Below are 17,147 nucleotides of genomic sequence, written 5' to 3' on the forward strand. Positions count from 1 at the left end.
TAAATCATTGAAATTTAATAATTATTTTATCTCCGGGTTATTTCTTTACTGTGCCCCCTGCGTTTTTCAACCACATGGATGACATTTGTATCAAATAACCGCTTCATCGATTCCTCAAGCTGTTTTTTACTCCACTTGAGGCTTCTACTTTTCACTATGTCGTAAAACTCTTTGGGAGCATAATGACCTTGCTTATGATCGGAAACCGATTGTCCACGGGCATTAAATTCATCCAATAAACTTAAAAACAGAGCGTCAATTTCATCCTGTTCTTTTTTGAGTTCGGAATTTACGAAATTCGGAATTCCCTGGTTGGGAACAAAGGCTCCGTTTTGCCAAACCATTTCTATTTTTTCACCGGTCTTGCCGTAATTGGCTTTCTTAAGCTCCAGTGTGACTATTCCGGTTTTGTCGTCGCGGGTTAAATAAAGGCGAGAGCGAACGGTATTGCTCCAAGCGGTGGAACCACCGTCACCGTTGTTGCTATTAATACCTGTCTGTGAGGGGTGGGCCAATAGGAGAACGGCACAATTAAATTCGGTGGCAATATTGGTTAAGCATCGTTGGATGTACTGCCTAACTTGTGGGCGAATATTCTCATTTCCGCCGAATGTATCAGCGGCGGTATCGACAATCACCAAGATGGGGCGAATGCGTTTTACTTCGCCGTGTAATTGATGCCAGAAAGGCGTTAATTCGCCTCTGTCACCACTAAAGGTAATCAGTAAATTGTCAAACCCAACACGGCTGCAAAGGTGCGAGTTACCTAATTCTTTATAGGAAGCGCCAAGAGCGTTATTGATGTCTTCTTGTCGCCTGTGGAGTTCGTCAAATGTGTCCTCACAGTAGATACCAAGGACAGGGCCGTGTTTAACATCGAAGCCCAAGAACTTCTTTCCTGTTGCAACGGCGGTTTGTAACTGTTGAGTAGCTAACGACTTACCAGTACCGCCGGAAGCGTAGAAAATGGTTGTTTGCGCTGTTGGAATAATACCGGGCCATAACCATTCTCGCTCTTTGACGGGTTTGCCATCGAATAAGGATGCTGGTTGACAATATAGCGGCTCAACAAATTTCCCTTCGTTTTTGGGGTCTTGTCTGGCCGCATTCAAAACGCCTCGGATCGCATCCAGGCCGAATACTTGGTGAAAATCATTGAAGTCCGTGCGCGGTTTACCGTTTTCGTCGAACTGATAATTTTCCTCATGGCTGCGCCAGAATTCCGGCCAAATACAAATCGCCCCTATTTCTTTCGCTGCTGCCTTGCCGCGGTGAATCCCGGAATTTTCGTTTTCCGGTCTGAGAGCTCCATCCTTTCTATATCGATCGTTGTCGGCGCAAATCGTGATATTGGTATCGGGATGTTTGATCCTGACCATTCGCGCGACTGTTTCCAGGTTATAGCAATCGAACGCGACATAAACCGTTGCGCCAGTTGCCATGTGATAACTGGCGCCTGTCGCATAGCCTTCACAGATTGCCAATTCAAATTCCGACCCTGAAATAACAAAAAAACAACCTTTTTTCTCTCCGCCAAATGGGAATCTTTTCTTACCATCCATGTTGATGGTTTGATAGTTCCTGATTTCTCCATGTTCGTTTCGCAGGGGGAGAACCAAATTGACGCCTTCAATTCTTGCATCCCCGAAAGCTTTGACTTTTTTTAATTCGAGATACCGGTGGTTTTTTGCCGGCTCCAGTTCCTCAGCCTTTTGTTTTGCCTTTTCCGCAGTAGCGTCGTGAACTGCTTGTATTTTGGCGTCGGATCGAGCTTTCTCTTCTGCCTGAATCCTTTGATGATGCCCAATTTCTGAAGGCGACATCTGAGGCCGGTCTTTATGCCAACTGCTCCAGTTCTGGCGCGGGACTTCATCATTCCAGGTGCCAAAATTGACATACAAATGGTTGCCGATCCAGGAGGCAATATAAAAACCTGTTTTCTTTCCTCGTTTGTCGTTGGCGTGCTTTACTCTATGCCATTCGCCATCCGTGTTGATGTGCCCGGAGATTAAAAGCCCGTGTGATTCAAGATGACGTGTTGCCTCTGAAGTAATTTCATATCCAGAGTAAGAGTTTGTCGGTTGATTCGCCGCCGGTGGTTGGTACGGCTCATGTTCTGAAGGGTCGAATTCAAAGCCAAAATAGGCCATAATATAATCTCCCTATCGACCTTAACCACTCCTGCGGAAATTGGTTGATATTTTTGTTTTTATTGATGTTGAAATTCAGAGCCGCTGGTGCGATGTGACGCATGGCGGCTTTTTTTTGGTTTTCGCGTTACGCCATTTTTTCCATAAGGTTGTTAGCTGGCGCTACTGTTTGCTCAACAGAATTTATCCAGCGAGTAACATCATCTTGATACCAAAGTTTTTTGCCGCGAATGTAAACTGGCTTGGGGAAGGTTGGGTCGGTTTTTGACAATCGCCAAATCGTTGTTCTGGATAAACCGCTCTGGGCTTGAAATTTGCGGTCTGTAATGCGGTATCTTACGGATTGGTGTGGTGCTGGTGTTCCCATCGTTTGTCCTCGTTTGTCATCGTTTTGTTGAGTTTCGATGGGTTAAGGATAAGAATTTGCTATTTACCTGTCATGGAAACAAAAACTGATTTGTTTCCAAATTTATATTTCTTCTGATTCCTCGATTAAGCTCTTAAGCTTTTGGTAGATTTTAATTGCGGAATCCTCGGTTACACCTTTGTACTTGGATGCTACGATTTCTGCTGCTCCGTTGGAATTGGCGTTTGAAGTGAGGTTAAGATCAGTATTTTGTCTTAGAAGCTTATTTATCTCATATGCAATATCCCAATTACGAAGTAGGTTTTTATTTGGTTGTTGCCCTCGGGGCCTAATGATTTTGCCCTCCATGACATCAGCTATAAATTCCTTTGTCTCCCGTGATAGCGGTTCATCGCGTCTGATATATTCAGCCAAGCCTTTCAACCCATCATTTTCAAAAGAAACCTTTGCGTCAAATAGTTCAAGATTAAATGTAAATGGTAATTTTGCCATAGAGCACTCCATCAAAGTGCATCATCACTGAAAGGATAACCGGGCAAGCTGGGTGATGAATCCAGCGGTTCGGGGATCAGCCTAGCCCGGTCAACTCATTACATCTTATTGCCCAGCGTCTTGTCCAGAGTAAGTAGCTCAAGACGGTAGGTGAGGGCGGTCGCGGCGATAATCGCATCCGGAAGCTTCATACGATGTTGCTTCCTCAATTCAATCGTGGCGTCTTCAATAGTCGTATCAATGCCGATATGCGTCATTTGTTTCAGCAAGCTATTTATCACTTGCTCTTCCAGTTCGGTAATACCAGGAAATCCAAGCAATTCCATTCGAGTAATTGAACTGTATGCACAATCGGACAGAGCAATACCACGTAACCGGTCTACTGCTGGCGCATGGCCTTTTGTCAGCCCGATCAGAATATTGGTGTCGGTCAGAAACTTAATCCCATTCATCGCGCATTTTCCGTTGTATTTCCACCGGATCGCCCTGAAAGTTGGGTGAGTCGGCTAATGCTCCGGCAAAGTCGGCAAAGCTTTTAGGCGTTTCTTCTTCGGTGCTGTATTTTTGGATAATGCGCTCGATCAACTCAACGCTTGATACATGGGCCTTTTCAGCCATCTTTTGAAGCTTGGTTGCAGCTTCATCGCTAATACGAAGTGTTTGCATAAATTATGTCCGATAAATTGCGTGAAATAAGGTTATCCGACATTTCGAATCGGAACCACATTAGTTTGTGGGTTAACTTGTAACATCACGAACCGTGACCAGCGTTCCAACGCTTCCCTCCGTTCATCCAGGTAGCTGTTTTGGTTATAAACTGCGTTGATTGCGCCAAGGGAATGGTTCAGGCATTTTTCGGCAATATGCGGCTGAACATTTAGTTTTTCCAAGTGGGTGCGGATTGTGCGCCGGAAGTCGTGCGGGGTTGCGCGGTCAATGGTCAAGGCCTGGCATTCAAATAATCGGCGCATGGCCCGGCCTAACACCTTGTCGGTGATTTGACCGTTTTTACCGGGGAAAACATAAACCGGGTCGATTCCCTGTAATTCTTCAATAAGCTGGCAAATCTCGTCGGTTAACGGAACCACCCATTCCGAAAAGGTCTTAGTGTGTTCCTTTGGAATAAACCATTCCCGTCGCTCCAGGTCGATATTGCACCATTCGGCTTGTAATAGCTCCCCAGTGCGCACACCGGTCAGCATGAGCGTTTTTAGGGCGTTCTTGACGGGTAGGGACATCTTAGGGGCTTCGCTGATTGCGTCCCATACCGGCTTTAATTCTTCGGTTTTAAGCCATCTGTCGCGCTTATTCAGGACAACGCCTAAATCTTTCTTGTCCAAGGCGTAGGCTGGGGATCGGTCGATATATCCACGCCCCTCGGCAAATTTGAAAAGTTGTTTCAGAATCGATGTGACCTTGCCGGCGTGAGCGATTGCGCCGCGCTTAACGACGACCTGAACGCAATTGACAACCGCCACGGTAGATAGGGTGGCTAATGGTTTTCGGCCCAATACGGTGTTTATGTCGTGGTCTATGACTTGCTTAACAGCTTCGGGTCGGCGAAGGTGGGGAAGTATCCTATCTTGATAAAAAACAGCGCATAATTCCTCGACTGTTTTCGGCACGTTGGTTGTCGCGTTTAACTCTCCAGCATCATGTTTCTTTTTCGCCGTTTCCAGGGCCTTCCTTGCTGCTGATAATGTAAGTTGGCTGTCGCCGTCACCATACCTGCCAAGGGTAAGCATTTTCAGCTTATTGGTTTCAGGATCATTGTAAAACCAGACAAAGGATTTTTTCCCGGTTGTTCCAACGCGAACACGTAAGCCATGACATGATTTGTCGGCAACGTCATAACGTTTATCTTGTGGTTTTAGATTCTTGATAAAGGCATCGGTCAAGCCTTTGGGGGGTGCTATAATTTTTTCCGCCATTGGTGATACCTCTCTTTATCATCGGTGGCTAAACCGGGTGATGTTTGCGGCATCATCCGGTTTTTTTATGCTGTGGCTAAAAAACTGGCTAAAAACAACAATTGAAATTAGCCAGAACTGAGTGAAACAACATATAGCCTAAGTATACAGCAATGCATTGATAATTCTAGTATTATAGGTATTTTTTGAAATTAATTGAAACAGGGTGGGATGTGTATTCGATACTCTGGGGGTGTAGGGGTCGTGGGTTCGAATCCCGCCGTCCCGACCAATGCAATCGATTGGTTTAGAGGTTGATTTGGCTATTCCCGCCCACTCATTCTTCACATCATGCCGTTCGGCAGTTGTTTCTCGAAGTGAACGACTAAAAGTTGATCGTGTTGAATGGCAAGCTTATAGCGGCGATTGTTCGGCCAGATAAACGATGACGATATAGCGTAGCGCCTTGCCGGAACCAACCAGCGTTAGAAACAACCATAACCTTACCTTCATAATTCCGGCGATCAATGTCAAAGCGTCTCCGCCTACAGGCATCCAGGCGAGTAACAGCGACCAAAAGCCGTAATTCTGATACCAGCGCTGAGCCTTTTCAATTTGTTTCTTGCTGAAATAAAACCAACGACGGTCCTGGAAATGCAGCAGATAGAGCCCCATGAACCAATTCACGACCGCGCCTAGTGTGTTGCCGAGCGTAGCCGTCATTACCAGGGAGTAGGGATCGCCGCCTTCACGCAGCAAGGCGAATAAGATGACTTCGGAGTAGAAGGGCACGAATGTCGCTGCCAGAAAGGCGGAGCCAAATAATATCAAATAAGAGGTAATCATTTACAATGTTGTAACAGAGAACGAAAAATTGAAAATTGCGAAGGCAGGTAAATCAGGTATTCCGGGTGCCATTGAACCCCTATGATGCGAGTCGACCTATCGCTTTCCACCGCCTGGATGATACGGTCGAGGTCCCAACCCACCGCGTTGAGTCTTGTTCCCGTTCTTTTAATAGCTTGATGGTGCAGGCTGTTAACCCGCAAATGGCTTTTTCCACAAATTTTCGCCAGAGCCGAGTCGGGTTGTAATTGCACTTGTTTGGTCGGCAGCAGTCCAGGTCGGTTATAAGTAAGTTTACGTAGCGGGCGAATGTCTTGATGAAGCGATCCGCCAAGCGCCACATTAATCAATTGGGCGCCACGGCAAATCCCTAACAGTGGGATTTTTTTGTCCAAGGCCTTATGAATCCACTCGATCTCCAATTTGTCGCGTTTGGGATCGAGTTTGACCTTGGCGCTAATGTCACCGTGATAATGCTCAGGACTGATGTCATTGCCGCCGCCGATGATCAGGGCGTCGAAGGGCTTGCCGCTGGGTCGATGCTGAGTGCTGATACGTTCAGGCACTGCGCCGGCTAGGCGCAAGGCCAGAGCGGTGCACCACCAACTCGGAGCCCAGCGCCGCGCATTGCCGGTTACGCCAACACGTGCTTTTTTAGCCATTGATCAATAAATTCTACCCATTCCTGACGGTTGACGCCGATTAGAGGCCTTGAGGCTTGCAGATAGTTGTTACATAGATTTTCCAGGTCATCCCGACGTTGCGCTAATTGTTCGACGATCCACCAGGTATTCCAGGAGTCCGCCAAGGACCAGTCCTCTTGTTCGATATGACAGTTAGGCAAACGGTAATGGAAGGTCGGTCTGGCTTGGATCTTCGGATCGTCAACGACCCTTCGTAACGCCTCTTGATCGATATGGGCGAACAAAGGCAGCATATCCAGGGCCCGGTTACGACTGGCGTTGTGTTCAAGGTAATCGGCAAAAATCTGCGCCAGTGTCGGCTGTGGCTCGGTGAACAATTTTTTCAGATAGGCTTCCGGGTAAAGATCAATGTAGGGACTCATTTTCCGGGCGACATCGACATCGTGTGCATCCACCAGCCACCATTGCAGTAGCGAGAATGCCCTAAGGTATGCCCTTAAGGTTTCCGCATCAAGACTTGGCAGTTCGGTATTGATATGCACCCCGTATGCCGCCAGTAATGATTCCTCGGTGCCTACGGCGCCGGCTTGGCGTAACCCGACAACCATTGGCGTAAGCGCTTGCAGGTCGTTTATCGCGATCGGCGGACAGACTATCTCCATCGGCACAAGGCTATTGGCCGCCTCGGCCAGTAGATCGATCCATTCACCATTCTCTTCTTTTTGTTCGTTCTCCTCGGCCTTGCGTTTTAAAAAATTCCAGTCCAGCTCGATATGGAAAACTCCCAATTCATCGACGGTGAGTTCGCTCTCGGCAGCGGACAGCTGCCTTAGATTGCCGCCTAATGCATCGCGCAAGACCTTGCCTGCCTGTTCAAGATCGAGACCGGAAAACTCCAATTCGTACCCTACTTTTCTGGGGGTGCCGTCATCCTTGTTGATAATGGAAGGAGGCTTAAAATGAATTGCTGACTTCGGCATGACAAATGTTTCAAAATGATGAGTAAAAAGAATCCGGTTAACAATAACTTATCGGAATGAACAAAATCAACCGGCCGCACGATGAAGGAAGCTTTGTAAAGCAGGGTGGCAATTAAACGAAGGACGGAATTTCGCCTCGAACATAAATCGAGGTGCTTTAGCTAACGAGATTTCTTTCGCAGGGAATGGATGGTTTTGTCGGCTCGGTTTCTTATTTGAATCGAGAAAAAGCCGATTTCAATGCCGAATTCATTGATGTCCAGGACGTTTCAAAGCCTGCTTTGATGTCTTCCCAGGCTTCGTCGCTTGCGGATTCAAGCGATTTCAGTTTAGCCTTCGCTTCATCACGTTGTTTTTTTAAGGCATCGATTTGTTGATGAAATTCGGCCTTTATGTCGGTCTGAGCAATTTTGGCCTGAGCTTCCAGCTTGTCGATATCGGCATTCCATTTGTCTAATGTGGTCTTCATTTTTTCTACATATTCACTTCGCTTGCTCATACTACTCTCCTCAAGATATTAGTATTAGCTAAAAATTCCGTTCCCTTCAGCTATTATCCAGGTTACATTATCATCATCCGCCCGCTATTCGGAGTTTGTCAAGGTCTTATATGGTGCCAACATGCTAAATAAAGATCTTTCGTCGGGAAACCAAAATTTTTCTGAGACTCCTTCGTTATGGGAGTTTGTCCGCCTGAACGATTATCGCCTGCCGAAAGTCAGTGGTGCCAGCGCGGCACGATTAAAGTGGGTTTCGTTCAAACGTTTCTTCCTGCGTCTTGAAACGGAGGAATTGGCACCCTTGAAAAAGGAGAGCGAGCTGCAGCCCTTGTCGCAGGAGCATCTCGACCGTGTGGTGAAAGAGATCGATTGGGGCCGTGCGGTCGATGCGTTCGATAGGGCAATAGACAAGGAAGAATGGATCTCTACTGCGGACAATTCGGTTAAATTCGTCGTCGGTCCGCCCTATTCAGGGCATTGCCGAATGTTGACGGCATGGGCGAGTCGGCATGGCGCTCATGTGGTCGCCCCTCCTTCGCTCGAGCAGATTCTGGGTTCATGTTCGGCTTGGTTTAAAGATTGGCCTGAACCAGGACGGTTATGGGTGTTACCGCATTTGGAGTCTTGTTATTTACGGCATGCGCAAGGACTCAAATTAATGCGGCGTTTGTTCGAAATGGTTTTGCGGGGAGAACTTGGTAACGGAGTCATTGGTTGCGATAGTTGGGCATGGATTTATTTGCAACGCATTTGGCCCCTTCCAGAATGGGATGTTTTAACAGTGCAAGGATTTGACGGCGCGCGTCTTAGCCGTCTTTTTTTTCATTTGGCCGTCGATAACGAAGGCGAAAGTGTTTTATTCAGGAATGCCGGTAACGGCAAAATCATAGCGCTGGAAGCATCCGACGCAGAGCACGAAATCAGTCCCGAATTGAGCCAGCTCGCCGTTTATTGTCGTGGTAATGTCGGTCTTGCCAGAATGTATTGGCGGGAAAGATTGAAGGCGGAACCGGAGTCGGAACGGCAACACGGAAAGTCTGAGCAAGAGCAAAATCCGCCTCGCTTGGCGCAAGATGCCGCGGAGCGGTGCGTTTGGGTGGCCGATATGCCTAAGGAACCGGTATTGCCCAGTGAAAAGGCTGAGGATATGGCCTTCATCATGCATGTGTTGCTATTGCATAACGGCTTGCCTGAAGCCGTCTTGACTCAGCTTCTTCCTTTGCCCCATCATCGCATCATGTCTTTATTATTACGCTTAAAAGACATGGGAATCGTTGCCTTGCGCCATGATTACTGGCAAATCACCCCGCTGGGATATATCAGCGTGCGCGATTACTTGCGCTCCCGCGATTATATGCTTGATGCTTTTTAGAAGGAGTTGCCATGGAAAACCAGCAGCTTGCGCAGATCTTTAAAACCCCGGATAGCAGCACGATCCTGGAGTTGTTGTTGATCGTGATCGGCGCCGGGTTGCTGATCATAACGACGCAAAAATTGTTACCTTGGGTCGCCAATCGCTTGCACGGCAAGCCGCGCTTCTTTCTGTTGGCCATGGTCCCTTTATTACGCTTGTTTTTTATCGTTGCGTCCATCCTGCTGGTCGTGCCGCGCGTAATTGAGCCTTCGCTGCAAAACATGATTGCCGTTCTCGGTTCACTGGGCCTGGCATTGGGCTTTGCCTTGAAAGATTATGCCGCTAGTCTCATTGCTGGGGTGGTTGCGGTTGGGGAAAGGCCCTACCGTAATGGCGATTGGATCGAAATAAACGGCATATACGGAGAAGTTAGCCACGTCGGCATACGTACGTTACAACTCGTCACACCGGACGATACTGTGGTCACGATCCCGCATTTGAAACTATGGAACCAGGCCATTGCCAATGCCAATAACGGAACGCCGAAATTGCAGTGTGCCGCCGATTTCTACTTGCATCCCGATCATGACGCCAGTCAGGTCGAACAGTTATTACTGGATGTTGCCCTGACCAGCCCGTACCTTCGTTACGATGAGCCGGTTGCGGTTGTCGTGCAGGAACATCCTTGGGGAACGCGGTATCGGCTCAAGGCCTATCCGATCGATCCGCGCCAACAGTTTCGCTTCATTTCCGACTTGACTGTCCGAGGGAAAGAAGAGTTAAGAGCGTTAGGCGTGGCCTTTTCCCTGGTTTCGGCAACTAAGAGCGGAACGGGACAAATATATCATGAGAATAATCTACCATGAATTAGGTTCGCTTAGAGGATGTGCGGATTTAAAATTCACCGGTGATCAAAAAGCAAGGATTCAAGCTTAGGAGTTTGCCGAACAACGTAATTGGCAGTCTAACTTATGGTGGAATCCGTCCCAGCCTGAGCTTAAACCGGCTTTAATAAGGATTACCGCGCGGGTTTCTGGGTAAAAAAAGGAGGCTTTGCCGTCTTTCGGCGCCTATCGTTGGGAGTTTGATTGGTTTCCCTGTTTGTCCTGCAACTAATATATGTATTCTTTTCAAATTGTAGGCCATGGCCACCAGTTTCCATTCGCCGGTTGTCGCTTGCAGACCTCCTAACGAGAACTGGCGAAAGCTTATGATCTTTTTGATGATCCCAAACATGGGCTCGACGGTGCATTTGCGTTGACCACATACGGCTCGGCCTTGTTTGGTTTTCAGCGCATGGGGCATTTTGACCACAAAATCATCGTTGTTGGGTTCTGGGACATCAGGCTTAAGGTGTTCTTCCTAGGGCAAATGATGAGTGTAACGACCCAGGGGGCCGTGGTCCTTTGCGAATGGAGCTCAACCCGATGAATAATGCGTTATTTCCAGACGAACAAAAGCCGTAAATTTCCGAGTGAGTCAATCTAGAGGTTAGCGGAAAATCTATGCGGCTTTTTCCGACTCGTTTAAGCCTGAGCCGACTGTTCCGGTAGATGCCAGTTCGAGTTGAAACTGAAATGCCGTGATCAAAGAATTAAATCGATTTGTGTTCTTTTATTTTCATCCCGTTAATTTCGCATCGATGCATGAGTAATAACCGATAGTGAAAAGTCATGAACCATGCGCCTGATTCTTTTTCAGCTTTTCCAGCAATGCCACAAGCGCTGTAAACAGAATCGCCGCGAAAATCACCGACACCGACACCGACATATCGCTGAGCCATTCCGGTTTCAACAGAAGGATCGTTCCGAGCCCCAGCATCATGCTGCCGGACAATAACTTCAATAGGCGTCCTTCCTGTTCCGATAGTTTTTTGCTGCCTAATGTCATCGTGAACACGAAGACAATCATCAGTAAGGGAATGACATAGATGAGGTTATAAAAAAACAAATAAAGATAGTACTGTGTGACGTTTAGTTCGTTAAGCGTCAGTACCCGCGTGAACACCATCGGCAAGCCGGCGGTGCATAGCAGTTCGTAACTGTTGGCGGCGACGGCCAGGACCAGCGTGGCGAGAATCATGGTTGGCCAACTGCCGGTCTGGCTCAAGCTTCTGATACGGGCAAACAGTTTGTTCTTGGCCGAATCCGACAATGACAACGAAACACCCTGTTGGAAAAAAAAGAAATCCTTGATGTTGATCAGACCGAAGGTAAATGCAACCAAGCCGGCAATCGCGGTGATGAACATCAATTCTTCGGTGATTAGAAACAGGTTCAACCAGGCGGCCATGAACAGAAAATACATAATGCCGGAACAGGCGACGAATGTCGTGCCGACGGTCAGCATACGGATGCGGCTACGGTGATGGACCATTAGGCTGAGCAGGAAAAACAGCACGAAAAAGGCGCAGGGATTGAAGGCATCCAGCGCGGCGATAATCAACGTGAAAACCGGCAGGGAAAAATCCTGATAATGGACCTGACCCAAGCCGGGCAGAGTGAATTGTTGCGGTAACTCGGTCAACGGCCGGCTGTGTTGGCGGTAGCATTCCAGTAATTTCTTCTCCAACTGTTGGCCGGTGCTATCGGCTCTGTCGAAGCCGACCATCATTTGGCCGCAGTATATGAAGGCGGGGACCGATTTGGCTTGTTGCCCCAGTTGTTCGGCCATCGTCAAGTAGCGTTGTTGATTGGCCCGGTTGCCGACCAGGTCGTAACTGTGCACATTCAGCCAGGCGTATTTTTTCGGCAGACTTTCGATGAACGGTTTGGCTTCCCGGCAATGCGGGCAATATCTGGACCAAAAATAATACAGGTCGACGGCTTTCCCTCCCGTGAGGCCGTTAATTTCCGCCTGGGCGGGAGCGGGCAACAAGGAAACGTCCAATAATGCACAAATAAAGGCAAGAATGGCTTTGTAAGTTAAAGATTCAGTGTTTGAATTCATCGAGATAATTCCAAAACTGGGTTAGGGTTTCCGCACGGCCGGTGTCTATGCGATAAGTATAGTTCAGTTCCAGGTCGCTTAACGGCTGTAGGGCTTGCAATTGATGCCGAAGCACCTCGCGGTCGGCATCGGAAACATTGTCAAGTTGTTGAGCCCGCTGCCGCAGACGTTGATCCAGCATTTCCTGGTCGGCAATAGTTTGAATGATTGCGATGGGTACCCCGATTATTTCGGCCAGCTCTAAAAACGGCCGGCGTTGTTGCCGTTGTAAAAAGGTGGCGTCGACGATGACGTCGAAACCGGCGGCCAATATGGTTCTTGCCAGTTGCAGCAAGCGGTCGTAGGTTTGCCGAGTGGCGTCGGCGTTATAAAGGCCCTGTCCGAAACCGGCAGGCTTTGACTGAAACGAAGCCGGGGGAAACAGCCGCTTCCTTTCCACATCGGAGCGGATACGGATGGCCGGCAGACGTTCCAGCATTTGTTCCGACAACCAGCTTTTTCCGGAAGCGGAAATGCCGTGCATCAACCAAAGGCGGGGGGAAGGCGGTTGGGTAAAATCGTTCGCCAGGCGCAAATAGGTGCGATAGGCCTCTTCGGCTTGTTGTCGTTGTTTGTTGTCGATGGGCTGGCAGGCGCGAATGGCGCTGACCTTGGTCCGCACCATGGCGCGATAGACCAGGTAGAAGCGGAGTAATTTGAGGGCGGCATAATCGCCTGTATGTTGTAGATAATCGTTCAGAAAACGAAAAGCCAGATCAATGCGCCAATTGTCGGCGAGATCCATGACCAGGAAGGCTACTTCGCTGATCACGTCTATCCAATAAAGGGCTGGATTGAATTCGATTCCGTCGAACGGTACGGGAGTGTCGTCGATCAAGACGATATTGCCCAAATGCAGGTCGCCGTGGCATTCGCGAATAAAACCGTCCTGTTTGCGTTGAAGCAAAGCCGGTTGCAGGGCGATGAATGCGCGTTCGCTCCATTGTTTCAGCGAAGAGAGCAGTCCGGGATGTTCTATCTCCTGCAAACGCTCGATCTGCATGAAATTTTCTCTGACGGGCTGCATTACGGTATCGGGGAGCCCATAGCGGGATGCGTCCGCAGCGGGCGTAATCCGGTCATGAAATTCGGCAATGATTCGGGCCGTTTGCCTGATGTGTTCGGCCGTGAGCAATTGCCGTTGTAATAAATGGTCGAAGGTTCGATGATGGTTGAAACGGCGCATCTTGACGGCATAGTCGATTACCGCGCCGCGACCGTCTAGCTTAGGGCGGCTTTCGCTACCGTTTATCGTGACCACATCGAGATAAATGTCGGGCGCCAATCGCTTGTTGAGACGTAGTTCTTCCAGGCAATAGTGGTGCCTTTTTTCCACCGTGGAAAAATCAAGAAAGCCGAGGTCCAGGGGCTTCTTGATCTTGTAGGCATGGTTTCCGGCTAGTATGACCCAGGAAATGTGGGTTTCGATCAGTAAGATATCGTCAGCCTCATGCGGATAAAGCGCGGGATTTTGCAGTGAACGGATCAATGGCGGAGTGGTCGCAAGCGTCGTCATGGCATCGGCACGAGCAGTGGTAAAGAGGCAATATAACGTTCATGCCTTTGTCTTTGCCAGGGTTTTCGTGCTAACCAAGCGGAAAAGGGCTACTATGTCATTATCGATATGTGCTGTGCGTGCTGCAAGGGGGGCGATATGAGCAGGCCAATCAATTTCCCAACTAGGCTGCTGTGGATAATGATACTGTTTTGTTTTCACCTAACGGTGCGGGCCGAGGAGGATTACGCCATGGCGAGACAAGAATTGGTCAACGAAATCAAGGAAAATGTCAGAGCCACCCGATTTTATCTGGATCGGGAGAAGCTGGATGAAAAAGTGATGCGGATGTTGGCGACGGTGCCGCGGCACGAATTCGTACCGCAGGATTCCAGACGCTTCGCTTATGAAAACCGGCCCTTGTCGATCGGTTACGGGCAAACGATCTCCCAGCCTTATATCGTCGCGATCATGACCGATTTGCTCGATCTACACCCCGATGCCAAGGTGTTGGAACTGGGCACCGGCTCGGGGTACCAGGCGGCGATTCTCTCCGGTTTGGTCAAGGAGGTCTACACGATCGAGATAGTCGAAGCGTTGGGGTTGAAGGCCAAGGAACGCCTGGTCCGACTGGGATATGATAACGTCACGGTCAAGATCGGTGACGGCTATTACGGTTGGGACGAACATGCGCCGTTCGATGCCATCATCGTCACGGCGGCGGCCAGTCATATTCCTCCGCCGTTAACCCAGCAATTGAAAGTCGGAGGCAAGATGATCATTCCGGTCGGCACGATGTTTTTGACCCAACAGCTGTTATTGGTGACCAAGCAGGAAAAGGGCAAACTGGTCAGCCGCCAGATTTTACCGGTACGTTTCGTGCCGGTGACCGGCGGCCATTAATCGATGGAGTGAATGATGGCACGTTTGCCGGTTTTTTCGTTGGGTTCGTTGTCGGCGGCGGCATTGGCTTACGAATTGTTGTTAATGCGGTTGTTCTCGATCATTCATTGGCATCATTTTGCCTATATGGTGATTGGCCTGGCGCTGTTGGGCCATGCCTTCAGCGGCAGCGTCGTGCTGTTGCTGCAACGGCATTTGCTCAAATACTTCCAGAACGTTTATCCGGTCGTAATGTTGCTGTTCAGCCTGTTCGCCATATTGAGTTTCCAATGGGCCCAATCCGTTCCCTTCAATGCCGAGGAAATCCTGTGGGACTGGCGTCAAGGACTTTATTTATTGCTGATTTTTCTGCTCCTCAGTGTGCCGTTCTTCTTCGTCGGCACCGCCATTTGCCTGGCGTTTTTGTATTTCAAGCGGGAGGTGGCAAAGTTGTATGCGGCCGATTTATTCGGGGCTGGTTTCGGCTGTTTGGGCTTCGTTTGCTTGCTTTATCTCGTGCCGCCGCGCGAGGCATTGTTTTATATCGCGGTGCTCGGCTTAGTCGCGGCGGTGCTGGCTTGCGTTGAATTACGCCTTGAGCGGTTCAATCTGATCGCCGTCGTGGCGGCATTTTTTTTGCTGCAATGGAGCGCGGCGGGATTGCACTTGCACATTTCTCCCTACAAGAGCCTGTCACAGACGCGTCTGATTAACGGCACTCGGGTGGTCGCCGAAAAATCGGGCCCGCTGGGCATGTTAACAGTATTGGCCAGCGATCGGGTCCCGTTTCGTTATGCGCCCGGCATGAGCCTGGTTTCAGGCAGCGAACCTTTGCCGCAGCTGGCCGTTTTCACCGATGCCGATAACATGACGGTGATCACTCGCCGACCCGATCGTATCGAGGAACTAGACTATCTCGATCAAATGACCTCGGCCTTGCCTTATCATTTGCGTAAGATCGATGATGTGCTAATTATCGGTTCCGGCGGCGGTAACGATGTCTGGCAGGCGCGATTGCATGATGCGGCAAACATTGTCGCGGTCGAGTTGAATCCGCAGATGGTCGAACTGACTACCTTGAGGGAGGATGATTTCGTCAGTGATGTTTACCGGCAGCCGGGAGTGTCCGTGCATATCGGCGACGGCCGCGATTTTCTCAATACCCGCCAGCAAGACTACAGTCTCATTCAATTGACGCTATTGGACTCGTTCAATGCCGCGGCCGCCGGTCTCTATGCCTTGAATGAAAATTATCTGTACACCGTCGAAGCCTTGCGGCTTTACCTGGCCCATTTACAGCCCGAAGGCTATTTATCGATCACGCGTTGGGCTAAGATGCCGCCTCGCGATACGTTGAAGTTATTCAATACGGCCTTGACGGTGTTGCGGGAAAAGGGCAGCGCCCGCCAACATCTCATGTTAATTCGCAGTTGGCAAACGGCGACCTTGATCGTCAAAAACGGCATTTTCAGCCGCCAGGAAATCGCCGCCGCCGAAGCATTCTGCGAACAACGCAATTTCGACCTGGTCTATACGCCGGCGATAAATGCCGCCCAGGCTAACCGCTTCAACATGTTGCGCGAACCGTTGTTTTACGAATCGACGCAGGCCTTGCTAGGACCGGAGCGGGAAAGTTTCGTCTCCCGTTACAAATTCAATCTGCGGCCGGCCACTGATGACAGGCCGTATTTTCAGCATTTTTTCCGCTGGTCGTCGTTGCCGGAAATGATTGATTTATTCGATAAAGGCGGGGCGAGCCTAATCGAAAGCGGCTATCTCATCATCTTCGCCACATTAGGTATCGCGGTGTTGAGCAGTATCGTATTGATATTGGGACCGTTGCTGTTGCTTCCGAGATCATCCTCGGTGGTCGGCGAGGACGGCGTCAGGCGACGCGATGTGTTTGGTTATTTTTTCGCTATTGGCCTGGCTTTTTTATTTATCGAGATCGCCTTCATGCAAAAGTTCATTCTGTTTCTGCATCATCCGGTTTTCGCCGCCTCCGCGATATTGACGGCATTCCTGGTTTTCGCCGGCTGCGGCAGCGCCTGTTCGACCGCGTTTGGCAATCGCTATGGCCGTCATACCGCCGTGAGGGGAGCGGTCGCCGCCATCGTGTTGATTAGTCTTGTTTATTTGTTGATTCTGCCGCCGCTATTTGCCGGGTGTGCGGGTATGGCGATGACGCCACGGTTTGTATTGGCGATAACTCTGATAGCGCCGTTGGCATTTTCCATGGGCATGCCGATGCCGTTGGCTCTGGACAGCTTGGCCAAACACCGTGGCAGACTGATTCCCTGGGCCTGGGGTATTAATGGCTGCGCTTCGGTGATTAGCTCGGTCTTGGCGGCGTTGCTGGCGATGCAGTTCGGCTTTAGTTTGGTGATCCTGGCGGCGATGGCATTGTATGGCGCGGTGGTTTTTATGTTTCCGACGCCGCACAAGGCCGCCGGAATCCAATCTTAATAGTAGAGCCAGTGTCAATAGACCATTGGCGATTTCTGTTCATAGGCAGCTAGCCGCGAAGTAACGGCAATTCT

16 protein-coding genes and 1 pseudogene are annotated in these 17,147 nt (G+C 49.5%); 4 read left to right on the plus strand and 13 right to left on the minus strand.

Annotation, left to right across the window (positions count from 1 at the left end; translation table 11 throughout):
- Positions 1-26 precede the first annotated feature (26 nt).
- The 10 genes from EP25_RS22310 to EP25_RS0101785 all read right to left on the minus strand — a co-directional run bounded on the left by EP25_RS22310 (position 27) and on the right by EP25_RS0101785 (position 7,888).
- Positions 27-2,150, minus strand: a complete 2,124-nt coding sequence (locus EP25_RS22310; protein ID WP_051906323.1) for an AAA family ATPase — start codon at positions 2,148-2,150, stop codon at positions 27-29.
- A 127-nt stretch (positions 2,151-2,277) separates the two neighbouring features.
- Complete coding sequence (locus EP25_RS22800) at positions 2,278-2,517, minus strand: helix-turn-helix transcriptional regulator (protein ID WP_084190919.1); 240 nt, start codon at positions 2,515-2,517, stop codon at positions 2,278-2,280.
- A 102-nt stretch (positions 2,518-2,619) separates the two neighbouring features.
- On the minus strand, positions 2,620-3,009 hold the full coding sequence (locus tag EP25_RS0101750) for a hypothetical protein (protein ID WP_031432318.1): 390 nt from the start codon (positions 3,007-3,009) through the stop codon (positions 2,620-2,622).
- 98 nt (positions 3,010-3,107) lie between these two features.
- A complete protein-coding gene (locus EP25_RS0101755; protein WP_031432319.1) occupies positions 3,108-3,461 on the minus strand; it encodes a type II toxin-antitoxin system VapC family toxin in 354 nt (117 codons plus the stop codon).
- Entirely contained in the window at positions 3,448-3,675 is a 228-nt protein-coding gene (locus EP25_RS0101760; RefSeq protein WP_031432320.1) for a ribbon-helix-helix protein, CopG family, read from the minus strand. The genes EP25_RS0101755 and EP25_RS0101760 overlap by 14 nt, the downstream gene beginning before the upstream one ends.
- A gap of 32 nt (positions 3,676-3,707) precedes the next feature.
- On the minus strand, positions 3,708-4,940 hold the full coding sequence (locus EP25_RS0101765) for a tyrosine-type recombinase/integrase (protein WP_031432321.1): 1,233 nt from the start codon (positions 4,938-4,940) through the stop codon (positions 3,708-3,710).
- A gap of 393 nt (positions 4,941-5,333) precedes the next feature.
- Entirely contained in the window at positions 5,334-5,711 is a 378-nt protein-coding gene (locus tag EP25_RS0101770) for a YqaA family protein (protein ID WP_235185802.1), read from the minus strand.
- Positions 5,712-5,761: 50 nt separating this feature from the next.
- A complete protein-coding gene (locus EP25_RS0101775; RefSeq protein ID WP_031432323.1) occupies positions 5,762-6,427 on the minus strand; it encodes a gamma-glutamyl-gamma-aminobutyrate hydrolase family protein in 666 nt (221 codons plus the stop codon).
- A complete protein-coding gene (locus EP25_RS0101780; RefSeq protein ID WP_036300121.1) occupies positions 6,400-7,389 on the minus strand; it encodes an amidoligase family protein in 990 nt (329 codons plus the stop codon). The genes EP25_RS0101775 and EP25_RS0101780 overlap by 28 nt, the downstream gene beginning before the upstream one ends.
- Positions 7,390-7,600: 211 nt before the next feature.
- Positions 7,601-7,888 carry a sll1863 family stress response protein gene (locus tag EP25_RS0101785; RefSeq protein WP_031432325.1) on the minus strand — a complete coding sequence of 96 codons (288 nt, stop codon included), beginning with the start codon at positions 7,886-7,888 and terminating at the stop codon, positions 7,601-7,603.
- A gap of 121 nt (positions 7,889-8,009) precedes the next feature.
- Here EP25_RS0101785 and EP25_RS0101790 point away from each other — a divergent pair, with 121 nt between their 5' ends.
- Both EP25_RS0101790 and EP25_RS0101795 read left to right on the plus strand, forming a co-directional pair.
- Positions 8,010-9,260, plus strand: a complete 1,251-nt coding sequence (locus EP25_RS0101790) for a hypothetical protein (RefSeq protein ID WP_031432326.1) — start codon at positions 8,010-8,012, stop codon at positions 9,258-9,260.
- An 11-nt stretch (positions 9,261-9,271) separates the two neighbouring features.
- Positions 9,272-10,108 carry a mechanosensitive ion channel family protein gene (locus tag EP25_RS0101795; protein ID WP_031432327.1) on the plus strand — a complete coding sequence of 279 codons (837 nt, stop codon included), beginning with the start codon at positions 9,272-9,274 and terminating at the stop codon, positions 10,106-10,108.
- Between the two features lie 244 nt (positions 10,109-10,352).
- Here the strand turns inward: EP25_RS0101795 and EP25_RS22805 are convergent.
- The 3 genes and pseudogenes from EP25_RS22805 to EP25_RS0101810 form a co-directional block, all read right to left on the minus strand.
- A pseudogene (locus EP25_RS22805) lies at positions 10,353-10,580 on the minus strand (transposase); the annotation flags it as partial.
- A 333-nt stretch (positions 10,581-10,913) separates the two neighbouring features.
- Positions 10,914-12,191 carry a glutaredoxin family protein gene (locus EP25_RS0101805; RefSeq protein WP_051906324.1) on the minus strand — a complete coding sequence of 426 codons (1,278 nt, stop codon included), beginning with the start codon at positions 12,189-12,191 and terminating at the stop codon, positions 10,914-10,916.
- Positions 12,175-13,746 carry a bifunctional aminoglycoside phosphotransferase/ATP-binding protein gene (locus EP25_RS0101810; RefSeq protein ID WP_031432330.1) on the minus strand — a complete coding sequence of 524 codons (1,572 nt, stop codon included), beginning with the start codon at positions 13,744-13,746 and terminating at the stop codon, positions 12,175-12,177. The genes EP25_RS0101805 and EP25_RS0101810 overlap by 17 nt, the downstream gene beginning before the upstream one ends.
- A gap of 231 nt (positions 13,747-13,977) precedes the next feature.
- Here EP25_RS0101810 and EP25_RS0101815 point away from each other — a divergent pair, with 231 nt between their 5' ends.
- Positions 13,978-14,628: a protein-L-isoaspartate(D-aspartate) O-methyltransferase gene (locus EP25_RS0101815; RefSeq protein WP_200875003.1), complete on the plus strand. Its 651-nt coding sequence runs from the start codon at positions 13,978-13,980 to the stop codon at positions 14,626-14,628.
- A 15-nt stretch (positions 14,629-14,643) separates the two neighbouring features.
- Positions 14,644-17,073, plus strand: a complete 2,430-nt coding sequence (locus tag EP25_RS0101820; RefSeq protein WP_036300126.1) for a hypothetical protein — start codon at positions 14,644-14,646, stop codon at positions 17,071-17,073.
- Positions 17,074-17,147: the final 74 nt, after the last annotated feature.

This window comes from Methylomarinum vadi (assembly GCF_000733935.1).
GTDB lineage: Bacteria > Pseudomonadota > Gammaproteobacteria > Methylococcales > Methylomonadaceae > Methylomarinum > Methylomarinum vadi.